At 52.7% G+C, this 24,911-nt stretch carries 19 protein-coding genes and 1 tRNA gene; 10 read left to right on the forward strand and 10 right to left on the reverse strand.

The features are described from left to right. Positions 1–48 precede the first annotated feature (48 nt). On the reverse strand, positions 49–1,881 hold the full coding sequence (locus J2X14_RS06595; protein WP_352410424.1) for a DNA/RNA non-specific endonuclease: 1,833 nt from the start codon (positions 1,879–1,881) through the stop codon (positions 49–51). Between the two features lie 188 nt (positions 1,882–2,069). Here J2X14_RS06595 and J2X14_RS06600 point away from each other — a divergent pair. From J2X14_RS06600 to J2X14_RS06615, 4 genes are all read left to right on the forward strand, one after another. Next, positions 2,070–2,145, forward strand: a tRNA-Asn gene (locus J2X14_RS06600). An 814-nt stretch (positions 2,146–2,959) separates the two neighbouring features. After that, positions 2,960–3,637, forward strand: a complete 678-nt coding sequence (locus J2X14_RS06605; protein WP_352410425.1) for a fimbrial biogenesis chaperone — start codon at positions 2,960–2,962, stop codon at positions 3,635–3,637. A 76-nt stretch (positions 3,638–3,713) separates the two neighbouring features. Beyond that, positions 3,714–4,244 (forward strand): fimbrial protein, encoded by a 531-nt coding sequence (locus tag J2X14_RS06610; protein WP_352410426.1) that lies wholly within the window; start codon positions 3,714–3,716, stop codon positions 4,242–4,244. A 69-nt stretch (positions 4,245–4,313) separates the two neighbouring features. Next, positions 4,314–6,710, forward strand: a complete 2,397-nt coding sequence (locus J2X14_RS06615; RefSeq protein WP_352410427.1) for a fimbria/pilus outer membrane usher protein — start codon at positions 4,314–4,316, stop codon at positions 6,708–6,710. Between the two features lie 92 nt (positions 6,711–6,802). Here J2X14_RS06615 and J2X14_RS06620 read toward each other — a convergent pair whose 3' ends face one another. The 4 genes from J2X14_RS06620 to J2X14_RS06635 all read right to left on the reverse strand — a co-directional run bounded on the left by J2X14_RS06620 (position 6,803) and on the right by J2X14_RS06635 (position 10,168). After that, positions 6,803–7,135: a DUF496 family protein gene (locus tag J2X14_RS06620; RefSeq protein WP_352410428.1), complete on the reverse strand. Its 333-nt coding sequence runs from the start codon at positions 7,133–7,135 to the stop codon at positions 6,803–6,805. Between the two features lie 159 nt (positions 7,136–7,294). After that, a complete protein-coding gene (locus J2X14_RS06625) occupies positions 7,295–8,353 on the reverse strand; it encodes an FUSC family protein (protein WP_352410429.1) in 1,059 nt (352 codons plus the stop codon). Between the two features lie 196 nt (positions 8,354–8,549). Further along, positions 8,550–9,713 (reverse strand): serine-type D-Ala-D-Ala carboxypeptidase DacD, encoded by a 1,164-nt coding sequence (gene dacD / locus J2X14_RS06630; RefSeq protein ID WP_352410430.1) that lies wholly within the window; start codon positions 9,711–9,713, stop codon positions 8,550–8,552. 227 nt (positions 9,714–9,940) lie between these two features. Then, entirely contained in the window at positions 9,941–10,168 is a 228-nt protein-coding gene (locus J2X14_RS06635; protein ID WP_085071223.1) for a YgdI/YgdR family lipoprotein, read from the reverse strand. Positions 10,169–10,354: 186 nt separating this feature from the next. Between J2X14_RS06635 and J2X14_RS06640 the strand changes: the two genes are divergently transcribed. Then, entirely contained in the window at positions 10,355–12,679 is a 2,325-nt protein-coding gene (locus tag J2X14_RS06640; RefSeq protein ID WP_352410431.1) for an FdhF/YdeP family oxidoreductase, read from the forward strand. Positions 12,680–12,768: 89 nt separating this feature from the next. On the opposite strand, the gene J2X14_RS06645 is transcribed toward J2X14_RS06640, so the two are convergent. Further along, positions 12,769–14,439, reverse strand: a complete 1,671-nt coding sequence (locus J2X14_RS06645) for a hypothetical protein (RefSeq protein ID WP_352410432.1) — start codon at positions 14,437–14,439, stop codon at positions 12,769–12,771. 206 nt (positions 14,440–14,645) lie between these two features. Between J2X14_RS06645 and sbcB the strand changes: the two genes are divergently transcribed. The 3 genes from sbcB to J2X14_RS06660 all read left to right on the forward strand — a co-directional run bounded on the left by sbcB (position 14,646) and on the right by J2X14_RS06660 (position 18,080). Next, the gene (sbcB, locus tag J2X14_RS06650; RefSeq protein WP_352410433.1) at positions 14,646–16,073 is read left to right on the forward strand and encodes an exodeoxyribonuclease I; all 1,428 of its coding nucleotides are present in this window, start codon (positions 14,646–14,648) and stop codon (positions 16,071–16,073) included. Between the two features lie 391 nt (positions 16,074–16,464). Further along, positions 16,465–17,604: a DUF8093 domain-containing protein gene (locus J2X14_RS06655; RefSeq protein ID WP_352410434.1), complete on the forward strand. Its 1,140-nt coding sequence runs from the start codon at positions 16,465–16,467 to the stop codon at positions 17,602–17,604. A gap of 8 nt (positions 17,605–17,612) precedes the next feature. Then, the gene (locus J2X14_RS06660; protein ID WP_352410618.1) at positions 17,613–18,080 is read left to right on the forward strand and encodes a YrhA family protein; all 468 of its coding nucleotides are present in this window, start codon (positions 17,613–17,615) and stop codon (positions 18,078–18,080) included. Positions 18,081–18,154: 74 nt separating this feature from the next. On the opposite strand, the gene J2X14_RS06665 is transcribed toward J2X14_RS06660, so the two are convergent. The 4 genes from J2X14_RS06665 to J2X14_RS06680 form a co-directional block, all read right to left on the reverse strand. Further along, on the reverse strand, positions 18,155–18,700 hold the full coding sequence (locus tag J2X14_RS06665; protein ID WP_352410435.1) for a YfaZ family outer membrane protein: 546 nt from the start codon (positions 18,698–18,700) through the stop codon (positions 18,155–18,157). A gap of 213 nt (positions 18,701–18,913) precedes the next feature. Then, entirely contained in the window at positions 18,914–20,275 is a 1,362-nt protein-coding gene (locus J2X14_RS06670) for an APC family permease (protein WP_352410436.1), read from the reverse strand. 309 nt (positions 20,276–20,584) lie between these two features. Then, the gene (gabT, locus tag J2X14_RS06675) at positions 20,585–21,880 is read right to left on the reverse strand and encodes a 4-aminobutyrate--2-oxoglutarate transaminase (RefSeq protein ID WP_352410619.1); all 1,296 of its coding nucleotides are present in this window, start codon (positions 21,878–21,880) and stop codon (positions 20,585–20,587) included. Between the two features lie 10 nt (positions 21,881–21,890). Beyond that, positions 21,891–23,306, reverse strand: coding sequence for a glutamine synthetase family protein (locus J2X14_RS06680; protein WP_352410437.1), 1,416 nt, complete (start codon positions 23,304–23,306; stop codon positions 21,891–21,893). Between the two features lie 274 nt (positions 23,307–23,580). On the opposite strand from J2X14_RS06680, the gene puuD reads away from it, so the two are divergent. Further along, positions 23,581–24,339: a gamma-glutamyl-gamma-aminobutyrate hydrolase gene (gene puuD, locus J2X14_RS06685; protein ID WP_352410438.1), complete on the forward strand. Its 759-nt coding sequence runs from the start codon at positions 23,581–23,583 to the stop codon at positions 24,337–24,339. Then, positions 24,336–24,893, forward strand: a complete 558-nt coding sequence (gene puuR / locus J2X14_RS06690; protein ID WP_352410439.1) for an HTH-type transcriptional regulator PuuR — start codon at positions 24,336–24,338, stop codon at positions 24,891–24,893. Before puuD ends, puuR begins: the two co-directional genes overlap by 4 nt. Positions 24,894–24,911: the final 18 nt, after the last annotated feature.

Below are 24,911 nucleotides of genomic sequence, written 5' to 3' on the forward strand. Positions count from 1 at the left end.
AGCATGCTTTACCAGCCTGCGCCGAACAGGAAACCGCCGGGAGCACCGCTACAGCAGATCGCGCCATGACATAATCAGCGCCGCCGGGAGCGGATCGGCACGCACGCCAGGCGAAGGCTGCCAGCTGTCCCAGGCACGGAAAGCGGAAAAATCAAGCCCGGTCAGGCTTTCCAGCCCGCTAACCGTAATGCGAAACTCATCTATCTGCGGCGCATTATCGTGCTGTGCAGAAGCGATCACCCGTCGCGGTTCATCCAGCAGCTTCGCCTGGCTAACCAGCAGCGCGGTAGCCTGCGGCTCTCCTTCGCTATCAATACGCAAAATCACTTTCCAGTACATCAGCGGCACTTTCGCCTCGCCATACTGCCGCCACTGATCGTTAAGCACCGGCCCGGTAAGCACCGTAATCTGCTTTTTAGACTGCAATACGCCATGCTCCAGAATGTAGCGCTCTACGCCCTGCCAGTATTGCAGGCTCTGGTTAAAGCGAAAATGCTGCGGTGAACAGTTAGTAAAGTGAAAAGTATCTTTGTTGGCGCGGATCGCCTCCTGCGGCGTACCCCAGGTAGGATCGCTGCGCCGGGTAAGATGCCCGCGATCGAACCAGCGGCTGAATTCACGATAAAAAGACTGCACCAGGTAGTAACGGCTGTCGATACGGCTGTCTTCATACCAGCTATCGCCCTCTGCCAGCAGCGAGGGCTGACCGCTGTCGCGATTGATATTGATATAACGCGCGCCATCAATATTGGTGGCCGTCAAAAAGGCGATGCGTCGTTCGGCACAGATAGCCAGCGAAAAGTTTTGGTAATCCAGAATCGCCTCAATGCCGGACGCGCCGGAGCGCAGCGGAGCCATTTCAGCCGCCCTGGGCTGCAGAATGGATGCCAGCGGCACCGTGTGGTCGGCTAAAAAGTCAGCCTGATAGCCGTTACGATTAGCATAATTTGCATCCGGCGCGGCGCGAGCCTGCTCCGTTAATGTCAGCGCGCGCTCGCCGCGTAGCGCGGCAATCAGACGTTGACGCGCCAGCGGTTCAAGTTTTACCGCCTCTGCCTTTAGCCAGTCCACCAGTGCGCTGATGCGGATGCCTTCGTTAATCAGGGTTCCGCTCTCATCCCGCGCCGCGCCGTGATGCAGCGCCACCAGCTGCCAGCTATCGTTAAAAACCGGCGCGCCGGAGGATCCCTCATCGGTGTCCGCCGTGTAATGCAGCACATTTGCCGCCGCGCTGCCCTCTTCCCCACGCGCCAGTAAATAGTTATCACGCAGCGCAACCTGCTGCGTGGCACCCGCAGGATGCTGAATAATATTTACCGCCATGCCTAAACGATGTTTATCGGGCCGGTCGCTGAGTACGATTTGTCCCAGCTGCGCCGCATCAGCCGAGCCGGTACGCGCTTCGCCCAGCGCGACGACCGTACAGTCCAGCTCATCTTCCGGGCTGGACAGCCAGAAACTGTCGGCATCCAGTGAATAGATATGGGTTGCCGCAATGCGTCCGCGCTCATTTTCCCAGTAGCCGAATTCTACGCTGTAACCCGCGGCGCGCTGAGGATCTGGCAGCACATGAAAACAGGTAACAAACAGCCCGGCGCCCGTCAGAAAACCGGTGCCTTTCGGGACGCCATCTTCGCGTACCAGCGCTACCGCGTTGGCCCGTTCCGCGCCCTGCAGTAAAAAGCCGGTGGGTAAGAAATCAGCCTCGGGGCCGACGATCGCCGTTCGTTCCAGCATGCGCTGGAAAACATAACGCTGCGCGCGTCGGCTATCCGGCTCCGCCTGTTCGATCTTTCCTTCGGCAACGGCTTTTACGCTCTGTTTGCGCTGCACCGTGGTTAATGCCAGCCGCTGCCGTACCAGATTTTCTGTCTGCGTCATGGTTACTCCTTTCGCCTCGCTGTTAAGCCGCCCTCATAACCATAGTCACCTTTGCTCATATCAGCACGCGGCTTAAAAAGGTTAAGATAGCGTCAGACTGCTGATTTCTTCAGCACTCAGCCAATTTTTGCGAAACAGGCTTTGACAAGCTCTGATACCCTCGATATTATGCGCCCCGTTCACACGATTCCTCTGTAGTTCAGTCGGTAGAACGGCGGACTGTTAATCCGTATGTCACTGGTTCGAGTCCAGTCAGAGGAGCCATATTTAGAGAAGCCCGCTCAGGGAAACCTGAGCGAGCTTTTTGCTGTTTGCTTTTTGCCATTACCATTGCCAGCGTAATAGACATCGGCTTCGGCTTCGGCTTCGGCTTCGGCTTCGGCAAAAGCTAAACGGCCTCAGCTTGCCGACTTCTCTCTCCGTGCGGCTTCCACAACATAAAATGCTGCGTAAACCCAAATCATCATTGTTAAGAGCCGCTAAAAATGTTGAATTCGGGTTAACAGCGGTCTATTGCGCGTCAGCAGGAGCGCACAAAAAACAAAAAGTACAATTACATTACCAATCTGGAATTTACCACTTAAAAAACCACCAAAACAATTTATTTCAGAATAAAAACCCACAAAACATTTACCTTTGCAATAAGACCCTGCTTTTATTAGGGATGAAATTTTATCCTGTGACATTTATCACCTCCTTGTTAAGCGATAATATCGCCCCCACAAGCGAAGATATGACTGATATAATATTAAGCTGCCTAATCCTTATTATTATTTCGGTCGCCTATATAAAATTAAGTTATATTCACTGCTTTGATATAATTACCTCCCTTGTTATTACCATGGATGTGAAAGTGATGTCATGCATTTGTAATACATATAACCCGCCGTTGTAAAATAAAATGCCGCCTATATAAAAATTGACAATGAGAGGTCAAAAAAACTAACCTTACGCCGTCAATTAAAACCATTAGGAATAATCTTAGAGAGGGATCTACTTTAAAAAAGGAGCAACTGCTACCATCATGAGGTCGAACTCTCTGTTTACTCAATATCCTTTTAAATATCTGTTAAGCGCTGTGAGTAAAGTTAGCACTTACGTTTTACTTACGTTGTTTTTTACCGGCATCCCGGCGCAGGCCTCATTAACCCTCGATCAAAGCAGGGTTATTATCAGCGCACAGAATGATTCTGGCGTAGTTAAAATTAATAACCCAACTGACCGCGATTACCTTATTCAAAGCTGGATAACCGATAGCGGTAATAATGCGCAGGAAGAGCTGTTTGTGCAGCCTCCGCTGTTAAAAATTAAAGCGCATCACAAGGTTGCACTGCATATCGAAACGATTAACGCTGCACTGGCGCAGCAACCGCATGAGCGGCTCTACCGGCTGAACGTTAAAGAGATCCCACGGGTAGATAAAAACCAGGGCAGCGCGCAGCTGATGCTGGTTATGCTGACCAGGGTAAAAGTGCTTTATCGCCCTGATACGGTTCCGGCGGAAATGAGGAAAGATTACCTCAAATTAAAATGGCAAAGAGCCAACGGCAAGCTGTTAGTTAAAAACCCAACGCCTTATTACATTACGTTTAATAAGGTATGGGAAGGCAACGATAAATTACATCCGCTTAAGGCTGATATGATTGCGCCCGGCGCAACGCTTACTATCAACCATTATCACGGCGCAGCAGACATCCATTACACTATTATCAACGACTATGGCGATAATAGTGAAACCGTAAATATATCATTATAACCCAGCACGGAATAACCAATTCATCAGCATTCCTGACAGGTTCGTTGTTCCGTTATTATTTATTAAAGGATGAAAAATGAAGCAATTAAATGCGATTTCTCTCGGTATACTCCTGGCGACATCTTCTGCGGCGTTTGCCGGTAGCGAAGGCGTGGTTCATTTTAACGGCCATGTTAATGAACCTACCTGTGCGGTAATCAGCCCTAAACAAAATATTAAGCTGGATACAATCGGCGCTGCTGAATTACTGAATGTGAATGTTGGCGAAACCACTGAAAAAGGCTCAAAGCAATTTGAAATCCACCTTAATTGCGACACGCCTAATCTACAGAATCATATCGTATTGAGAATGAACGGCAATGCCGATGCTAATCAGGTACAGGCGCTAAGTAATGCTGCTGACAGCAATAACGGCGTCGGGCTGGAAGTGTTTTACAACAATCAGGTTCTGAAGCCCAACGAGACGCTCCCCGGTGCGCTGTTTAGTAACCTGAACAACCAGGGAGATGACAACCTGACGATGACCGTTCGTTACGCGCGTACCGCTCAGGAAGTGAAAGGCGGTAACGTTGAGTCTGACGTGACCTTTGTGAGTGAATACCGTTAATTCTTCCCTCTTCCCTACGTTAAAACCAGCCATGGATTTTCCATGGCTTTTTTCACCCGCAGGCAAGTAATGAGCAAGGCCCTCCCCTCTGTCGCCCTGTTGTTAATACTGCTGTTTCAGATGGCGCTATGCGCCGCGCCGCTGATAGCAGCAGAAGAATTCGATCTTTCGCTGCTGGAGAACAGTACACAAATAACCAAAAGCGAAGCGGAAATTTTTAACCGTGACAGTGAGATTTTGCCCGGTAGCTATCCGCTGACAATCGTAATTAACCAGCATGAGGTGGCACGGCAGAAAATAACTTTTCAGCTTAACCAGGGCCGCAGCGAGCCGCTGTTTCGCTGCCGCGATTTGCAAGAGTGGGGAATACAAATCAAAACCTGCGCGCACGAGCGCGGCTTTCTGACCGACTGGATAACACAAGCGCAGTTTGACGTTGATATGGGTGAGGACGAGCTTCTTATTAGCCTACCGCAGCAGGCATGGCACCAGCCCAATCCCTATGACGTGGCGCCTGACTGGAAATGGGACAACGGTATTAACGCCGCGTTTGCTGATTATGACCTCTACGCCCAACACAACGTACACAGCCTTAACGGGGATAGTCTGTACGGCAATCTCACCAACGGCATCAATTTTGCGGGCGTACGCTTGCGTAACAGCGGATTTATTTCTGCGCCCGCTATGCGCCATCCTCGTTATCAGAGCAGCACAACCTGGCTGGCATACGATCTGGACAGCTTGCGTAGCACGCTGACCGTCGGCGATTTTTATACCAGTGGCCGCCTGTTTCCCAGTATGTCGCTGCGTGGCGTGAGCCTGGCGACCAATATGGCGATGTTCCCGAATAGTGAACGCAGCTATATTCCGGCCATTATCGGCTCGGTAAGCGCTAACGCCACGGTGATTGTCAGGCAGAGTGGCTATGTGATCGCCACTCGCCAGATCCCGCCGGGCGCGTTTAATATTAACGATATTCCGGTTTCCTCTTCGGCAGGCGATATTGATGTCACCCTTGTTGAAGCCAGCGGCAAACGGCAACACTTTGTCCAGCCTTTTAACACCAACAGCTTTCAGGTGCCCAGCGGCAGCCTGCGCTACGCTTTTAATCTGGGGCGCAGCCGCACAGAAGAGGCGCAGTCGCTGCTGGAAACCTCGCTGCTGTATGGCCTGAATAACACTTTTACCCTGCTGGAAGGCGTGCAATATGCCGAAAGGTACCACAATATCGTTTCGGGCCTTGGCGCGAACGTCAGATGGCTGGGCGGAGTTAATTTGTTGCTTAATCAGAGCCGGACGACCGCTAACAGCCATAGCCGATCGGGCAAACAGCTGCAGCTGGGCCTGAACCGCTTCCTGCCGCTAACGGATAGCTATATTTACGCCTCCGCTACGCACCGCTTCACCCCCGGCTACCGCGAATTTAGCCAGGCGACGCGCTCCGATGCCTCGCTGCGTCATAGCTATCGTAATAAATACAGCATACAGCTGAGCCAGAATATCAAGGGCCTGAACCTGGCGCTGAACTACAGTCAGGAGATCGACTGGAACGGCGAACGCTACCGCAGCTGGCAAACTAACCTCAACCTTTACCCCGGACGCGCCACGCTGCTGACTTCGCTCTCGCGCCGCTATCGGCCAGGCCATGCGGGCGAAAATGTTATTTCACTGAGCCTTAGCATCCCGCTGGGACGTGAGCGCAAATATTATGTTGATATCAGCCAAACGGGCGGTGAAAACCGCAGCAGCCAGATCGCGTTCAGCGGCACCGGCGGGGCCAATGATGCACTGAATTATTCGCTGGGCGCGTCACGCAGCAGCGGGCAATATCAGTATGACGCTTCCGCCTGGTACACCTCCAGCCAGGGCGTAACGCACGCCGCCTGGTCACGCGGCGGCTCGGCCCAGCAGTGGCTGCTGGGACAACGTGGCTCCGTGGTAATGCATCGTCATGGGGTGACGCTGGGGCAGCCGCTGAACGGCAGCGCGGCGATTATCCATACGGCTGATGTGCGCGATATCGGCGTGGAAAACGCCCGGTATGTGAAAACCGATCGCTGGGGAAACGCGGTGGTGCCAGGCCTGGTGCCCTATTACTACAATGAGCTGACGCCGGTTTTGGATCGCAAGCGCCAAAAAACCGTTAAGGTTGATGAAACCGTTGCGCGCCGCGTACCGCGTCAGGGTGCCATCGTTGAGGTGGAATTTTCCGCTTCGCGCCAGCAGCAGCATTATGTTCGCGTCAACGGCGATGACGCGGTTGCGCTCGCTTTTGGCAGCGTGCTGTCCGATGCGGATAATCATCAGCGCGGCATCGTTTCCCTGGGCGGTATTGCCTCGCTCGATATTTATCAGCTGTCCTGGCCGCTGCACAGCAAACTGCCATCGGGCCAACCCTGCCATATCGCACGCCCCGACCAACAGGCGATGGCGAAGAAAATCTGGACGCTGGTCTGCCGCCCCTAATCGGGCAACAAGCCGCCCGCCCCGCAGAAAACAAAACGGGCCGCAAGCGCGGCCCGATGGTAACCAGCCAGCGCTCAGGCTGGCCGCAAAGATTACTGATTCTGTCCCGGGACTTTATGAACGCCCATTGACTTCAGTTTCTTGGAAAGCTCACGACGCTCTTTCGACAGATCGGCGTTTTTGATGATGTATTCATCCACGCGGTCTTCATAGTCGCTGCGCATGCTGGCGATAATTTCCTGAATCGCTTCAACGCTCATGCCCGGCTTGATGTATTCGCTCAGGTTATCCAGCAGCAGCACACGTTTCTGGTTGTCACGAATTTTCTTTTCAACATCGTGAATTTCGCGCTGCAGCTTGTGCTTGCGGCGGTTCATGCGCACGAACTCAAGCACGTCCTGAAATGATTGCTTTGCATTTTCCATGTTGACACCTTTCATTAGGCCTGCCTGAACAGGCGGTATTGTCGTAGCCTTCAGCTTAGCGGCTCGCCTGGGCCGATGGCAATTTTCACGTTTAAATTCAGACTGTGGGACATTTTAGCGCGAAATCTTGCGCAGCCACAGCGTCGATTGTCGAAACGGTTATTTACGCATGGCCAGCCGGATAAGATCGGAAAGGCGTTCCAGCTGTTTCGCCAGCTCCAGACTTAGCCAGACATAGCCATGAATCGGCGTTTCCACCAGCCGATCGCTGTCGTTTTCCGCAATCAGCTGCCGCAGTTCACGTACGATCTCCGTCAGCTCATGATTATTTGCCGCAACCCGTTCGGTATTGCCGTTAATCAACATTTCTGACAGCGCCTGAAAGGTATTTTCCGTCATCTGCTGCGTACGGCGCAGGGTGGATGCATTCAGCAAGATCAGATGACTGGCGCGGGAAGACCACCAGGCGTTAATCTGCAGCTCCAGCGTACAGAGAATGTTGCGGTTGATGGTCTGGATGCCTTCCAGCACCGATTTCGGAATGCGCGTCTCTTTGCTGGCAGGCTCCAGCAGCGAGCGCATACGTACGATGTCGGTTAATACCTGCTGTAACGGTTTGTCGAGGCGCGGCTTTTCTACCAGATTTGGAGAAAAACCGGCATGATAAATTTTAGCCGTCGCCGCCAGTGAATCAGAAAGCTTGATGCGCCAGTGAATATAGGCTTTTTGCGGCCAGATGCTGGTAAACAGCAGCGCCAGCAGCGAGCCGAGGATCACGTCGCCGCTGCGCCACAGCGCGGTGGTCATTTCCCCTGCTGGCGCCCCACACACCACCGCCAGCGTAATACCTATCAACAGCGCCATATAAGGGCGTTTGCCCAGCGTTAAGTAGCCGCAAATAAACATCACCATCGTGCACCACGCCAGCATCCACGGCAGGGAGATCAGCTCCAGTTTCAGGGCAATCAAACCGGAGATAGAACCGAAAATGGTGCCGCCAATACGCTGCAGCGCACGTGGAAACACATTGCCCCATGAAGAGATCGGCCCCATCACTACCACCAGCGTAATCAACGGCCAGCTGCCCTCAGGAATATCGCTCAAACGTACCAGCAGGAAAGTCAGGACAAAGCCCAGCGCGATGCGCACGCCGTGGACGATACGGTAGTGGCGGTAAACGCTGAACTCGACGGTTGAAAGCGGTTTATCAGGGCGCAAGAAAACTCTCCGCGATGAGGGAATACGGGACGTTATCATAACCTGGAGTCACCAACGGCATGAGACTTTCGTCTATATTTGGCTGATTTTTAACTCAATTTAACATTAATGAAAAAACTGATTAACGCATATTCGCCGCCAGGGGCTGCACGATGCCTGAAAGCAGCAGAGGCGAGAATTCGCCTCTGCCTGAGGATTAAAACTTCTGTTTCAGATAATCGCCGATTTTGGTAATCAGCCCGCCCTCTTCCACTTTGTTCAGCGTCATAAGCGGATAGCTTGCCAGTACCTGATCCTTGTCGATCACCTGAATGGTGCCAACTTTCTCACCCTGCTTCAGCGGCGCTTCAAGATCTTTGCGATCGATAACATATTTCGCTTTGATATCGCTCATTGCGCTGCGCGGCACTGACAACGAGATATCTTCGGTGGTGCCCACTTCTACCTGATGCGGGCTACCGTACCAGACGTTCTCTTTACCCAGCGCTTTGCCCGCATGGAACAGCTGCACGGTGTCGAAATTGTTGTTGCCCCAAATCAGCAGCTTGCGCGCCTGTTCTTCACGGCCTTTAGGGCTTTTACCGCCCATGATCACCGCAATCAAACGATGATGCCCTTCCAGGCTGGAGGCAATCAGGTTGAAACCCGCGCTTTCGGTATGGCCGGTTTTCAGGCCATCAACATGCAGGTTTTTGTCCCACAGCAGACCGTTACGGTTCTGTTGGGTGATGCCGTTCCAGGTCAGCGATTTCTCACTGTACATCTGATAAAAATCGGGCTCGCCTTTAATAATGGCGCGTGACAGCACCGCCAGATCGCGCGCGGTGGTGTGCTGGCCCGGTGCATCGAGACCGTGAACCGTTTCAAAATGGGTATGGGTTAGCCCCAGCTTCGCCGCATAGTCATTCATCATTTTGACAAAGGCGTCCTCGCTGCCAGCAACGTAATCCGCCAGCGCAACGCAGGCATCGTTGCCGGAATCGATGATCACGCCACGGCTTAAATCGCGCACCGTAACCTGCTCGCCCGGCTTGAGGAACATCAATGAGGAACCTTTAAATACCGGATTTCCGGCGCCCCAGGCATCTTGTCCGATGGTCACTTTATCGTCACGGCTGATACGGTGCTGATCGATAGCGCGATCGACCACATAACCGGTCATCAGCTTCGTCAGGCTGGCCGGATTACGCTGTTCATCGGCGTTACCTTCAGTGAGTATTTGCCCGGTCGTGGCGTCCATTAGCACCCAGGATGCGGCATCCACCGGCGGCGGCGTCAGCGGAAAAGATAACGAAGCCGCATGGGCCTGAAATGCCAAAAACAGAAAACCGGTAATACTTGCAAGCTGACGCCTTTTCAACGGAACACCCTCAATGATAAACAGGAATTTAATCAGGGCGTTGTTGTACGGGATTAAACCCGAACATTTCTTAATAAATTGCAAATAATTATGTATTTAACGCGCGCCTTGCTGCTGCTTATTGCGTCAGTTTTCGCTATAGCGTCATTCAGCTCTATTAGCCGCCGAGCTGAATAACAAAAAAGCCACCTGCTGGTGGCTTCGTTTGTTAACATTCGCAAAGGAAATTAGTGCGGAATTTCGGTCATTGATTTTACATCGGAACGATTGATCTGCTGCTCGTTACCGTTGGCGTCCTTATACTTAATCAAGCCGGTAGCATTGTCCTCTTTGGGTTTACCATCGCTGACAATCGTACGTCCATCGTTGGTATGGATAGTGTAGTTGCTGCTGGAACAACCCGCCAAAGGCAGGGCTGCGGCAAAGGCAAATGCTAATAATGCTGTCTTTTTCATCATAACCTCCTGTTCAGATATTTACACTTAATGTTTAGCACACTTTAATCATTACGCAATTTATCACCCCTTGCTTTGCGGATGTCCTTTGTAATATTTCGAAAGCAATTAATCCCCGTTTAGCCCGCCATATTGGTGAGGTGTCCTACCCTTTAGTAACAGTCCCACAACAGAATGTAGAAAATTATGAAACATCAAAATCGCACTATTGGTATTGCTCCTTACGGCGGATCGGCAGGCGGCTGGGGCGCGCTTAAGGCCGTTGCCGATGCCTTACGTGGTCAAATGTCGGTGAAGCAGGACGTTATTGCGCTGTTTAAAGTGAATCAGCCGCAGGGCTTCGACTGCCCTGGTTGCGCGTGGCCCGATCCGCGCCACGCCTCCTCGTTTGAATTTTGCGAAAACGGCGCGAAGGCCGTTTCCTGGGAAGCCACCAGCAAACGCACCACGCCGGAATTTTTCGCCGCGCACACGGTAAGCGAACTGTGGCAGCGCAACGCATTTGAACTGGAAGGCGAAGGCCGCCTGACGCATCCGATGAAATACGATGCCGCCAGCGATACCTATCAACCGATTGAATGGGAAACCGCCTTATGTGAAATAGGTGAGAAGCTACAAAGCTATAGCGATCCCGATAGCGTAGAGTTTTATACTTCCGGACGCGCCTCCAACGAGGCGGCTTTCCTCTATCAGCTATTTGCCCGCGAATATGGCACCAACAATTTCCCTGACTGCTCCAATATGTGCCACGAACCCACCAGCGTCGGCTTACCGCAGTCGATTGGCGTCGGTAAAGGCACCGTTGAACTGGAAGATTTCGACCACTGCGACCTGGTGCTCTGTATCGGCCACAACCCTGGCACCAACCATCCCCGTATGTTGGGTACGCTACGTGAAGTCTCCAAACGTGGCGCAACTATCGTCGCCATTAACCCACTGCGCGAGCGCGGGCTGGAGCGTTTTACCTCGCCGCAAAGTCCAATTGAGATGTTATCCCTCGGCTCTACCGCGCTGGCCTCGACCTATTATAAAGTGCGCGTCGGCGGCGATGCGGCGATGCTGAAAGGCGTAATGAAAGCGTTGCTGGCGATGCATGAACGGGCGCTGAAAGAAGGCGATCCGGGAGTGATCGACGAAGCATTTATTCGTGAACATACCGAAGGCTTCGAAGCATTGAAGCAGGATCTGCAGGCAACCGAATGGCCGCATATTCTGAAAGTTTCCGGTATGGATTACGAGGAGATCCTGAATATTGCTCACCTGTATGCCAAATCAGAAAAAACTATTATCTGTTATGGCATGGGCATTACGCAGCATCAATACGGCACCCAGAATGTGCAGCAAATTGCTAACCTGCTGCTGATGCGCGGCAATATCGGCAAACCCGGCGCGGGGATCTGTCCGCTGCGCGGTCACTCTAATGTCCAGGGCGACCGTACCGTGGGGATTACTGAAATACCTTCGCAGGAGCTGCTCGACAGCATCGAAAACGTATTTGGCTTTAAGCCGCCGCAACATCACGGCCACGGCGCGGTCGCCGCTATTCAGGCGATGCGCGACGGCAAAGCGAAGGCGCTGCTCTGTCTTGGCGGCAATCTGGCGGAGGCGATGTCCGATCCGCAGGTAACCTTTGCGGCGATGCGTAAGCTTGATTTGGTGGTGCATATGGCAACCAAACTCAACCGCTCGCATCTGCTGCTGGGCAAGCACAACTATATTTTGCCGGTGCTGGGCCGTACTGAACAGGATGTGCAGGCTTCCGGCGAGCAGAGCATCACCGTTGAAGATTCAATGTCGATGGTTCACGCCTCGCGCGGCACACTGAAACCCGCTTCGCCGCACCTGAAATCGGAGCCAGCGCTGGTTGCCGGGCTGGCTAAAGCGACGCTGCCACATAGCAAAATCAACTGGGATCGGATGATCGGCGATTACAGCTTTATCCGTGAAGCGATTGAGGCTGTTTTTCCGGCCTTCTATGATTTCAACCGCCGTATACAGCAGCCGGGCGGTTTTCGCCTGCGCAACGCCGCCTCCGAGCGCGAATGGAATACACCTTCAGGTCGGGCGCAGTTTATGGTGATGGAAGGGGTAAATGAGGATCCGCGTTCCCTGAAATGCCACGATCTGGTGCTGACCACCTTGCGCAGTCATGACCAGTACAATACTACGCTGTATGGCCTGAACGATCGCTATCGCGGCGTAACCGGACGGCGCGACGTGCTGTTTCTTAATGCCGACGAGGCGGAGAAACGACAGCTGCGCGTGGGTGATAAGGTGAATATTATTGCGCTCGATCCTGATGGCAAACGTACCCGACGCCGCATGGATAACCTGACCATCGTGGTACTGGATATGGCTCCCGGCTCGGTGGGCGCCTATTATCCGGAAGCGAACGTCATGGTGCCGCTTGACAGCCACGATACCGCCAGCGGGATCCCGGCGTATAAAAGCATTCCCATCGAGATGGAACCGTGCGAAGTGCCGGTAGCAACCTCTGGCGCGCTGCGCTAACGACCAGGCAAAGCGTAAAAGGCTCCGCCATGATGGCAGAGCCTTTTACCATATCAAGTTTTCATAATACGCAGGCACAACCTGCAATATTAATAATTCAAGCCCGCTGCTTTACAATTGACAGGGCTTTCCTTATTGCCAAATTCCACACTACACTGCCCTTCTTTACCAAAGCGATATGTCATTTTCACATTAAATTTATTTTTCTTTTTAATGGTTTTATCATTGGGCATCCCTTTTTTTATGTCATCCGCCTGTTCCACAGCATTCTGCTTACCCAGATGAAAAGGCTGACTGAAAACATTTCCCTTAACAATCGCAGGGCCTGACTCAGGATTACCGCGAACGCGGACAGAAGCTCGATTACTGGTGCCAAACTGGCCATAATCAAATATATTGTTGGTTATAACTATTTTTTCCCCGCCCGTATTGTTAAATTTATGCATATCGAACTGATGATATTCATCACGGGTCTTAGCACTTCTTATTAAATTATCATACGCAAAATATTTTTCCCCAGGCGATCCTTTCCCTGCGATAGCATGGCGATTTTTAACAAAAGCGTTGCAATAAACATTAACGTCAGCTTTTCCGTTTTGTACTGTCACCCCATATCCGCGCTCATGCCTGACATTGTCATGAATATAATTATGATGCACTTTATTAAGCAAGCTCTTATTAATTGATACAGCCGCAGCAGACCACCCATAAAGCTCATTATTATCAATCACTACCGATCCACCATCAGGTATCGTTTGTAGCCCAACGATGAGGTTTTTAGTTGAAGAAGGCTGGCCTGGCCCCTCAATCCGGAGGCCACTAATGCGTGATGAATTTTCAAGCAAAATGATGGCATATGAAGAAGCACTATTGTCTTTATAGTTAACCTTCAGCTTCCCCCCTTCCTCTCCATTTATTCCGCGGCTGCCAAATATCACCTGCCCACGTTTAACCCGCAGGCTATTTTTTTCATTGGGTATAGTAATAGTAACGCTGGAAGGAATATAGATATACTTTTCACCCGCGTTGACATGCTTTTTAAGCTCAGCAAAATTTTCTGCGGTAACATATTTTACGGCATCTTTATTGATACCTTGTTGGTAACCCTCTCCTCCACCAAGAACGTCGCAACGCGTGCCTTTTTTTCTCGATTTCGCAGCAGGATATTCCTTAGCCTTTACAGATGAATGCTCCTTTTTTTTGCTATGGCTAACCGATTTTCGCCCACCATGTCTGATTTTTATCGTGCCTTGAAGCATGTTTTTATTTTGACTCTCTTTTACCGGCGACGCGTCGGCTCCGGGAAAGTAAAGCGGATCATACCGGGATATCATTTCGCCTGCTTCATTCAGTAACGTTGTCAATGAACCCAGCATGCCGGAAGCGGTATTGCCACTGTTATCCGGTAGCGCGCCGTTTTTGAAAACTGCAGGGGGCACTTCTCTCTCAGACATTGATACAGCGTTTTCAGAAGTAGCCGGAAGCGGTGCATTGGGCAGCCTCAATTGCGTTACCAACATTAAAAACGGGACGACGGCGTTCTGTTGCGAAACAGGGGCCTGACACAGTGACCTGTTCTGACCTTCAGGATAAGTGCTGGCCTGAAGGATACTACGTCCAACGCGGCGTATATCACGCGGGATGACTGAGCAACCTGAGTTTATGCCTGCCGCCTGGGAAGGGTCGCGGTTGAATGTGCTGCATAGTTTATTCTGATGGGTTCCGATCGAATTTCTGTGTTGTAACGCTGATGCTGGCATCTTTTTATTCCTGTTCAACAAAAGCGGCTTTAATAAAACAATCACGCCATCATTGCTTTCATTTAACGGCTATTAAGCTACTTTTCCGCAGGCTGGATCGGACTGCGTAGATCCTGCGCTCGCATCGCTATCTGGCGGTTCTGATAACCTGGAATATGGTTTACCATGTAAGGAACATTACCCTTCAGCAGTCAACGGATAACATTTTGGCCAACGAACGCGCTCAACCAACCTTCCTTTTTCACGATTATGAAACCTTCGGTACAAGCCCGGCGCTGGACCGCCCGGCGCAGTTTGCTGCGATCCGCACCGATATGGATTTCAATATCATCGGCGAACCAGAAGTGTTTTATTGCCAGCCCGCTGATGATTATCTGCCGCAGCCGGAAGCGGTGATGATCACCGGCATTACGCCGCAGCTGGCGCGCGCGCGCGGCATGAAGGAAGCTGAGTTTGCTCAACGTATTCATGCGCTTTTCACCGTCGAAAACACCTGCGTGGTGGGTTATAACAACGTGCGCTTCGATGATGAAGTCACGCGCAATATCTTTTACCGCAACTTCTACGATCCCTATGCCTGGAGCTGGCAAAACGGCAATTCGCGCTGGGATCTGTTGGATGTGATGCGCGCCTGCTATGCGCTGCGTCCGGAGGGCATTGTCTGGCCGGAAAATGAGGATGGCTTGCCCAGCTTTAAGCTGGAACAGCTGACCCAGGCCAACGGCGTGGAGCATGCTAACGCGCACGATGCGATGTCAGATGTCTATGCCACCATCGCCATGGCGAAGCTGGTTAAAACCCAACAGCCGAAGCTGTTTGATTTCCTTTTCAGCCATCGCACCAAACAGAAAATCAGTACACTGATTGATATCCCGCAGATGAAACCGCTGATGCATATCTCTGGCATGTTCGGCGCGCTGCGCGGCAATACCAGCTGGATTGCGCCGCTGGCCTGGCATCCGGAAAATCGTAATGCGCTGATCGTGTGCGACCTGGCCGGAGATATCACGCCATTGCTGGAGCTGGACGCTGATGCGCTGCGCGAGCGTCTCTATACGCCGCGCCAGCAGCTGGGCGATGCGGCGGCTGTGCCGATCAAGCTGGTGCATATCAATAAATGTCCGGTGCTGGCTCCTGCTAATACGCTGCGCCCAAGTGATGCCGAGCGGCTGGGTATTGATCGTCAGCACTGTCTGAATAATCTGGCGCAGCTGCGTCAGCATGCCGAGATCCGCGAAAAGGTCGTAACGCTTTATGCCGAAGCCGCCCCGTTTCCTCCTTCGCAGGATGTCGATGCCCAGATCTATAACGGCTTTTTCAGCGACGCCGATAGAGCGGCAATGAACATTATTCAGCAAACGGCACCCGCCAATTTGCCCGCGCTCGATCTCACCTTTAATGACGACCGCATCGCTCAGTTGCTGTTTCGCTATCGGGCACGTAATTTCCCCGGTACGCTCGACGACAGCGAGCAGCAGCGCTGGCTACAGCATCGCCGCGAGGCATTAAACAGTGAACGCATTGAATCCTTCCTGCTGGAGCTGGAGTCGCTGGCTAACCTGCACGATGGCGATAACGACAAACTCGCTCAGCTGAAAGCACTGTATGATTACGCGCGCGAACTGGTGTCCTGAAGAATACGTTTGCCTGTAGCAACCGCGCAGATCGCCAATGGCACGTAAGTTAAGCGCATAAAATCCCCCCGCTATGCGGGTGGGTTTTTATGCCGATAAAAAATCGCTTTAACGTCTGGGAAAAAATATATTCGTAACTTGTGAAAATATAAGGCATCTGGAATAGTATTCTGGATTACTTGATATTGAAAGCCGACCAGCATAAAAATTAATTTGGCTATGCTACTGAAATATATTCTATTCAGCAAAACGCGTAATACATTTCAGTTAATAACATCAGTAAGCTTCCCTATTAAAAAACGAATGGCGAAAGTTTATTACCAGGGTATTGTCTCTTTTCCTGCTGCATGACATTGTTTCTCACTGCGTTTCCATCATAAGGAGATGATGTATGAGCTTCAGCCTGCCCGGAACCGATCTCTATTATCTCTCCCGTGACGATTTGGCTCCAGAACGTTACGAGGAAATAATCAGCCCGGTCTTTGCCTGGCCGCGAATTGATAATAAATATGTCTTTGATGACAACTTCTCTCTGCGTTTTCAGCTTATTAATATGCATGAGCGTGCCTTTAACGGTTATACCAACCAACAACCGCCGCATGGCCCACGGCAGCGGGAAAAGCTGAGAAAAATGCTGTTTGACGGCGGAGTGGTGATGCTCGGTGATTTTTCTTTTGCAAAAGGCTCGCTGTTTTATATTGATGAATGCGGCGCGCTGATTTGCCGCGATCCGCTGGCGTTTAAGTTTGACGGCGCGCGGGATATTATCCGTGAATATAATCGGTCAGTTGCCCGCCGTGACTACAGCAAACGGGGCGGAAAGCCGCGCCCTACGGCGTTACCGCTCCGGCAAGCGCAAATAAATCAGCCCGCATCGCTGAAAACCATCAATAGCAAAGCCGCAGGAAGACTACTGGCGGCCGGCGGGATGTATAACGGTAATCCAGAAGGGTTTGCTGATACAGCACGTAAACTGGGCGGAGACGCAACGAAAGGGTTTGACCAGGTACTAAATGAGCAGACCATGGGTTCGCTAACTGCATTAAGCGCTTTGTTTACTGCTGGTCGAGCCGGATTACGCTCAGCCTCAGTTATTGAACTGAAAAAACTGGAAAGCTACCTGGGGCGTTATAAAGGAAACCGAATATTATTGCAGAATATTGATGTGGTAGAAATGGATTATGTTAAAAGAAGCAGCGCGGCCCAGAGAACGTTGAGGAATTCATTCAATAATACAGTCAGACGAGAGTTTGCTAAAAACATTGCCGATCATCCGGATATTATTTACCGTCTGGATGCATCACAACGAGAGATCCTACGGGCTGGACTGATTCCAAAAGAGTTTAGCGTTCATCATAAGCTTCCGCTGGATGACAACGGAACAAACGATTTTTCAAACCTGGTACTGATCAGAAACAAGGTCGAGCATTCTATTTTTACCACTACTCAAAATGCCATCATCCGCGGCCTGTCACCCGGTGAACATAAAACGGTTTTATGGCCAGTGCCTAAAGGAGTAGTTTATCCATGAGAGAAAAAATGAGCGACTTAATGTTAGTCGTACGTGAATTTAATCTGTTGAGTAAACAAATGGGTTATACGATTAGCCCTCCTTATACAGGGCAATTCCCCACGCATGATTTTGGCCGTGGAATTGCAATGCAGCAGACGGAATTTTGGCAGCAATATGGCGAACTATTACGCATTAGCAACGGGCTATTCGCTGATGGTCATATTTTTTACGGCCTGACGAGCAATGGAGATAAGCCTGGATTACTCGAATTTAATGACGTGTTAAATACTCATGGTCATGAATTGGAAGGCATGCACGGACGCATTGTTATTGGCAGTAACAATACTGATACGCTTTATTACGATACAACGACAGGGCGATGGGAGTCCTGCGATCGTATTGGTACTGAAAAAATCTGGGAATCCTGCAAAACCCTGGCAGAGTTAATAGAAACTCAACGCGTTATGTTGATAGAAAGCCATCCGGATTTATAGTTAAAGATGAAAAATTTTGCGTTAAAGATAAAAAAGCCGCCCATCGGGACGGCTTTTGCTGTTGCGCTTGCTTATCAGAAGCGCAGCGAGGCACCAATGTAAGGGCCGTCAGCCAGCACGTTATCTTTACGGCTGCCTTTGTTGTTCAGTTCGGCATATTTATAGCCAACGCGCACGTTCAGCAGCGAAATCGGCGTAAAGCTGATACCGCCGGAGGCTTCCTGGTAGCTGTCAAGATGATCGGTAAAGGCTTCCGGTGAGTAGTAATACTCGCCGTACAGGCCGATCATCTTAGTTACCGGCAGGCTCACGCCCGCGCCGACCGCAGCGGCAAAACCATCTTTACCATCTTGCGGATCGATCCACATCGCTTTAATGCCAGGCGTCAGGAAAACCGAGCCGATTTCCACGTTATAGCCCAGACGCAGACCGGAAACGTCGCCATCATGGTCACTGCGCATCCAGTTGCCGGAGAGGCTCAGACCTGGGGAAGTGGTTCCCAGTCCAACGTTCAGGTTGGTGTAATGCTCACCCACGTCAACGCTGCCTTCGATAGCCTGCGCTGCGCCTGTTGCCAACATCAGCGCGAGACCGCTGCTTACCACTACTTTTTTAAACATTGCCAACTCCATTGATTCAGGCAGAAATTGCTGCCGCAGGGTAACCAGATGCGCAGGCGGTTACAAGGGCTTTTCTCCTGGTCAGCGCACCCGCAAGCACAGCAGCACAGCGTTTTACCGGGCTGCTTCCAGCCATAAAAAAAGGCCAGACTTTCGTCTGGCCTTCGCGCCCTGCGGTTAAACAGAGGCAGGCATTTTATGCGCCTTACTGAATCAGAGTGATTCTTCGCTGTACTGCGGCACCGGATTACGGAAGCTGCGCGTCACAACGGCGAGATAAATAATCCCGACCGCGGCCCAGATCAGCCCCAGCATCATTGAGCTTTCTTCGAGGTTAATCCACAGCGCGCCTACCGTCAGCGCACCGCACATCGGCAGCAGCAGATAGCGGATATTATCCATCAACGTATAGCGACGCTTTTCACGGATCCAGAACTGCGCGATCACCGACAGGTTAACAAAAGTAAACGCTACCAGCGCACCGAAGTTAATCAGCGCCGTTGCCGTTACCAGGTCAAAACGGATCGCCAGCAGCGCGATAGCGCCAACCAGCAGCACGTTCAGCGCTGGCGTACGCCATTTCGGATGCACGTAGCCGAAGAAACGCTCCGGGAACACACCGTCGCGTCCCATCACATACATCAGACGGCTTACGCCCGCATGCGCCGCCATGCCGGAAGCCAGCACCGTGATGCAGGAGAAGATCAGAATGCCGAACTGGAAGGTTTTGCCCGCCACGTACAGCATGATCTCCGGCTGCGAAGCGTCGGGATCCTTAAAGCGCGAAATATCCGGGAAATAGAGCTGCAGGAAATAAGACACCACGATAAAGATGATGCCGCCAATCAGCGCCGTCAGGAAAATCGCTTTAGGGATAACGCGCTCGGCATCTTTGGTCTCTTCCGAAAGCGAACTGATGCCGTCGAAGCCGAGGAATGAGAAGCACAGAATAGTCGCGCCGGTAATCATCGGCACCACATGCGCGTGCTCTGACCAGAACGGACGACTGCTAACCAGCGTGCCTGCTCCTTCGCCGTGCGCCACGCCATAAATCACCATGGCCATCAGCGCGATCATTACCGCAACCTGCAATACCACGATCAGGCTGTTGAAGTTTGCCACGGTTTTAATGCCGCGCAGGTTAGTCAGCGTCATAAAGCCAACCAGCAGCACAACAAAAATCCAGGAGGGCAGATCCGGCACCAGCGCTTCAAAATAAATTTTCGCCAGCAGAATGTTGATCATCGGCATAAACAGATAATCAAGCAGCGACGACCAGCCAACCATAAAGCCAACGTGCGGGCTGATGGTTTTCTGCGCATAGGTGTAAGCGGATCCCGCAGATGGGAAGCGGTGGACCAGCTTGCCGTAGCTCAGCGCAGTGAACAGAATCGCTATCAATGCAAAGGCGTAAGCGGTGGCGACGTGACCGTCGGTCAGGCCAGAAACGATACCAAAGGTATCAAACAGCGTCATCGGCTGCATATAGGCCAGACCAATCATCACCACCGGTAATAAGGTCAGTGTTTTTTTCAGCTGTGCGCGCGGCTGTGCGCTTTGGGTATTATGCGTCATGGTTTAGTCCCCCCATAGCGGCGGCCTGATTGAGGCGGACCACAGGGAAACTTCGCGCTATGCGAGAAAGAGTCTTCAGAGGCGTGAGGGAAGAAGCGTCGGTAAAGTTGCCGATCGCGCCATAATCATCACGGAGTCGAACACCAGCGAAAGCCAGTGAGAAGTTAGCGAGTTGCCCCATCTTTTTTTCCTTTAAACCACACGTTTGACGTGTTACGTGTATCTATCCGGCACGTTGGCCGGCCTCTTTATGGATTAGCCTGGTTAAATGCAAAAAAATAACCGACGCCTCAAGCGCCGGTTATTTATCTATTTTGCAGGGCGCATATTCTGCACTACCTGGAGGGAGGATGACAAGACGTTGAGACCTTCAGATACAATTTCTTTTTCAGCCGTTAAGGGAATCAGAAAACGGATAACATTTGCGCGTACGCCACAGGCCAGCAGCACCAGCCCCTGACGCCCTGCCTCCTGCACCAGCGCCTGCGTCAGCGCCTTTGCCGGACGCTGCGCATCACCCTCTTCCACCAGCTCCATCGCGATCATCGCGCCAAGGTGACGGATATCGCCGATGCAGTCATACTGCGTCGCCAGCTGTTGCAGAAACGCGACCACCTGCTCACCCTGCTGCTGCGCGCGCAGATTCAGCTGTTCGCGTTCGATAATGTCTAACACCGCCAGCGCTGCGGCAATGCCCATCGGCGAACCGGCATAGGTGCCGCCCAGCCCGCCCGCCTGCGCTTTTTGCATCAGCGAGGCGCGACCCACCACCGCCGACAGCGGGAAACCACCGGCCAGACTTTTCGCCAGGGTAACGAGATCTGGCTCGACGCCGCTATGCTCGATGGCGAACGTTTTGCCGGTGCGACAAAAGCCGCTCTGGATCTCATCGGCGATCAGCACGATGCCGTGCTCATCACAGAGATGGCGCAGCTGACGCATAAAGTTCGGCGAAGCGGCATAAAATCCGCCCTCGCCCTGCACCGGTTCGATAATAATCGCCGCCACATCATCTGGCGAAACATCGGCGGCAAAAATTCCCTGTAGCGCGCCCAGCGCCTGACTTTCGCTAATGCCCAAATAGCTAATGGGATAAGGCGCATGAAAAATCCCGCCCGGAAAAGGTCCATACCCTTTTTTATAGGGTTGTACTTTACCGGTCAGCGCCATGCCCAGCAGCGTACGGCCGTGAAAACCGCCGCGAAACGCAATCACGCCGGAGCGACCGGTGGCGATACGCGCCACTTTAATCGCATTTTCCACCGCTTCCGCGCCGGTAGACATCAGCAACGTTTGCGTCGGCTCAGCGATGGGCACCAGGGCGTTGAGTTTCTCCGCCAGCTCCACATAGCTGCCGTAGGGCGTGACCTGAAAGCAGGCATGCGTAAAGCATTCCAGCTGCGCCTGCACCGCGCGCATCACGTCAGGATGGTTATGGCCAGTGTTTAATACCGCGATGCCCGAGGCGAAATCGATATAGCGTCGCCCTTCGACATCCCACAGCTCGGCATTGCGCGCTTTGGCAATATAAACCTGTAGCGCACTCCCTACGCCAGGTGTGACCGCCGCCTCGCGCCGCGCCTGCCACTGTTGATTGGTTTGCATCATCACCACCTCAGGCGTTTTTTAACATCCAGTCGATTTCCGTTGCGGTAATTAGCCGTTCAAACTGCATCAGCTCATGATGTTTGCAACAGTGCCAGACAAAGCTAAAGCGTTCGCCCAACAGATCCTGTAGCGCCCGGCTGCGGGAGAAGCGATCCAGCGCTTCGCTCTGACGCACCGGCAGCGGCGATCCCGCCGCTTCATGCCCGTTCCCCGTTACCGCCGCCGGTAGCGCGAGCGCATTATCCAGCCCATGCAGAATACCGGCGAAGATCGCCGCCATCACCAGCCAGGGATTGGCGTCCGCCCCGGCAACGCGATACTCCACGCGGCGGTTTTCGATATCGCCGCAGGGAATACGCAGCGCGACGGTACGGTTGTTATGTCCCCATGAGGCCTGCAGCGGCACCCAGGATTCCGGGCAAAAGCGGCGATAGGCGTTAACATTCGGCGCCAGTAGCGCCATCGAGGCGGGCATCAGATCGATCATCCCGGCCAGTACGCGTTTCAACAGCGGCGAATCGCTGCCGTCATCGCAGGCGAAAGCGTTATGGTCGGCGGTGTCCAGCATGCTGACATGAACATGCATGCCGCTACCCGCATACTCTTCATAAGGTTTTGCCATAAAGGTGGCGGTCATGCCGTGGTTTTCCGCCACCTGACGGATCAGGCGTTTCAGCTGAAGCGCATGATCGCAGGCGCTCAGCACATTGCGCGTATGGCGCAGGTTAATTTCAAACTGGCCGGGCGAGGCTTCCGCCAGCGCGCCATCGGTGGGAATGCCCTGTAGCTGCGCCAGCCGGTCGATATCGCCTAATACCTGAGCGAAGTGGTCAAGGTTATCGACGGAGTAGACCTGACTTTGCATACTGCGCTCATCGCTGCCAGGCGTACAGGGCGGTTGAATATAGCCTTCATGGTCGCGTTGTTTATCGACCAGATAGAACTCCAGCTCTACCGCTACCACCGGAAACAATCCCCGGTTGCGCAAGCGCTGCCAGAGGTTGTTTAAGACATTACGGGGCTCAACGTCAAAGGGAGTGCCATCTTGATTGCGCATGGTCAGCAGCAGCTGTGCGATGCGGTCGGGATCGGAGGCGGAAGGAACCAGCGTGCCCTCAACGGGGATACAGATATTATCAGGCTCGCCCAGCGCCTGGCCTAATCCGGCCTGCTCGACGGTATTGCCCAAAATATCCATCGCGAACACCGAGGCGGGGAAGTAACAGCCCTTTTCCAGTTTCGCCAGGCTGCCTATCGGAATGCGTTTACCACGAAAAATACCGTTCAGATCGTTAAGAAGAATATCGACATATTGCGTTTCAGGATGGCGCTCCAGATAAGTTGTGACCTCATTCTGGAACGCGCTGGTTCGCATCTCTTCACTGTGTCTTGTGAAGTCTTCTACTTCTACCAGGTTTGTCATGATCCCACCCGCCATTTACCGTTTCAGAAGGATTGCGCTTACTGCTCAAAATAACGGCCATATTTAGAACATAGTCATAAGTCAAAAAGTGTGCAAATGTTACACAGTGGTTTGAATATTGAACAAAGGCTGACTAGATTGAAAACAGATGGGGAATGTCACAAAGCGCCGGTACCCGCGAAAAAGCCTTTATCCGTAGCCTGAAATGGCGCGCGACATCCAATACGTTCATCGCGATGTTGTCAGAAATATTTGCCAGCCGGAGGCCAGAGACGTGGAAACAATAATGGACAAACCGCTGATCGGCGTAGTGATGTGCCATACGCAACACGATGGGCATCCGGCGTGGATTCTGCATCAAAAATACCTTGATGCAGTTATGGATGCTGGCGGCATTGGCGTCGCGCTGCCCCATCGTCCCGGACTGGGCGAAACCATTGCCCAGCGTACGCTGCCGCTGCTGGACGGCCTGCTGTTGCCCGGCAGCCCGAGCAATATTGAACCCTGGCGCTATGGCGCATCAGGAGAAGAAGAAGAGGCCGATCCCGGACGCGATGAGCTGGCGCTGGCGCTGATTCCACTAACGCTGAAGCTACGGCTGCCGCTGCTGGCGATTTGCCGCGGTATGCAGGAACTGGTGGTTGCGGCGGGCGGCACGCTAAACCGTCAGCTGCCGCAGAACCCGGTGCTGCATTATGCCGACAGCGCCGCGCCGCTGGCCGAGCAATATGATCCCGCGCATCACATCCAGCTGGCGGCAGAGGGCCAGCTGACGCGTCTGCTGGATGGCGTTGCCGCGCTACAGGTTAATTCGCTGCACAAGCAGGGCATTCAGGATATCGGCCCGCGCCTACAGACTGAAGCTACCGCCGGAGACGGTGTGATTGAAGCCGTCAGCATTCCCGATCATCCGTTTGCCATTGGCGTGCAGTGGCACCCGGAATGGTGCTACCAGAATTCCCACGCCTCATCCCGGCTGTTTGAGGCATTTATCAACGCCTGTCATCAATATCGCAAGGAAAAACGGCTATGAACGAAGCCACGCTCGCCCCCGGACGACGGTTGTCGCAAATCCGGCAAGAGTTAGGTTTATCGCAGCGGCGCGTTGCTGAGCTCGCCGGTCTGACGCACAGTGCCATCAGCACCATTGAACAGGACAAAGTCAGCCCGGCGGTGAGTACGTTGCAAAAGCTGCTGACGGTTTACGGGCTGTCGCTATCGGAATTTTTCTCGGAGGCGGTAAAAAACAGGCCGCCAAAGATTGTGATCGAGCCGCACGAGCTGATCGATATCGGCAGTCAGGGCGTTTCCCTGAAGCTGATTCATAACGGCAGCACCGGCCATGCGCTGGCGATGCTGCTGGAAACGTATGAGCCAGGATCAACCACCGGCGATAAAATCCGCCATCCGGGCGAGGAGACCGGCACGCTGCTGGAGGGGGAAATTACCCTGACCATCAGCGGGCAGCGCTATCAGCTACATGCCGGTCAAAGTTACGTTATCGATACCGGGCAGCCGCACAGTTTTAGCAATACCTCTAATCGGGTCTGTCGGATTGTCAGCGCCCACTCGCCCGCTAACTTCTGAATGCCGAAGGAGACCGCA

Origin of the sequence: Mixta sp. BE291 (assembly GCF_031457955.1) — a bacterium.
Classification (GTDB): Bacteria; Pseudomonadota; Gammaproteobacteria; order Enterobacterales; family Enterobacteriaceae; genus Mixta.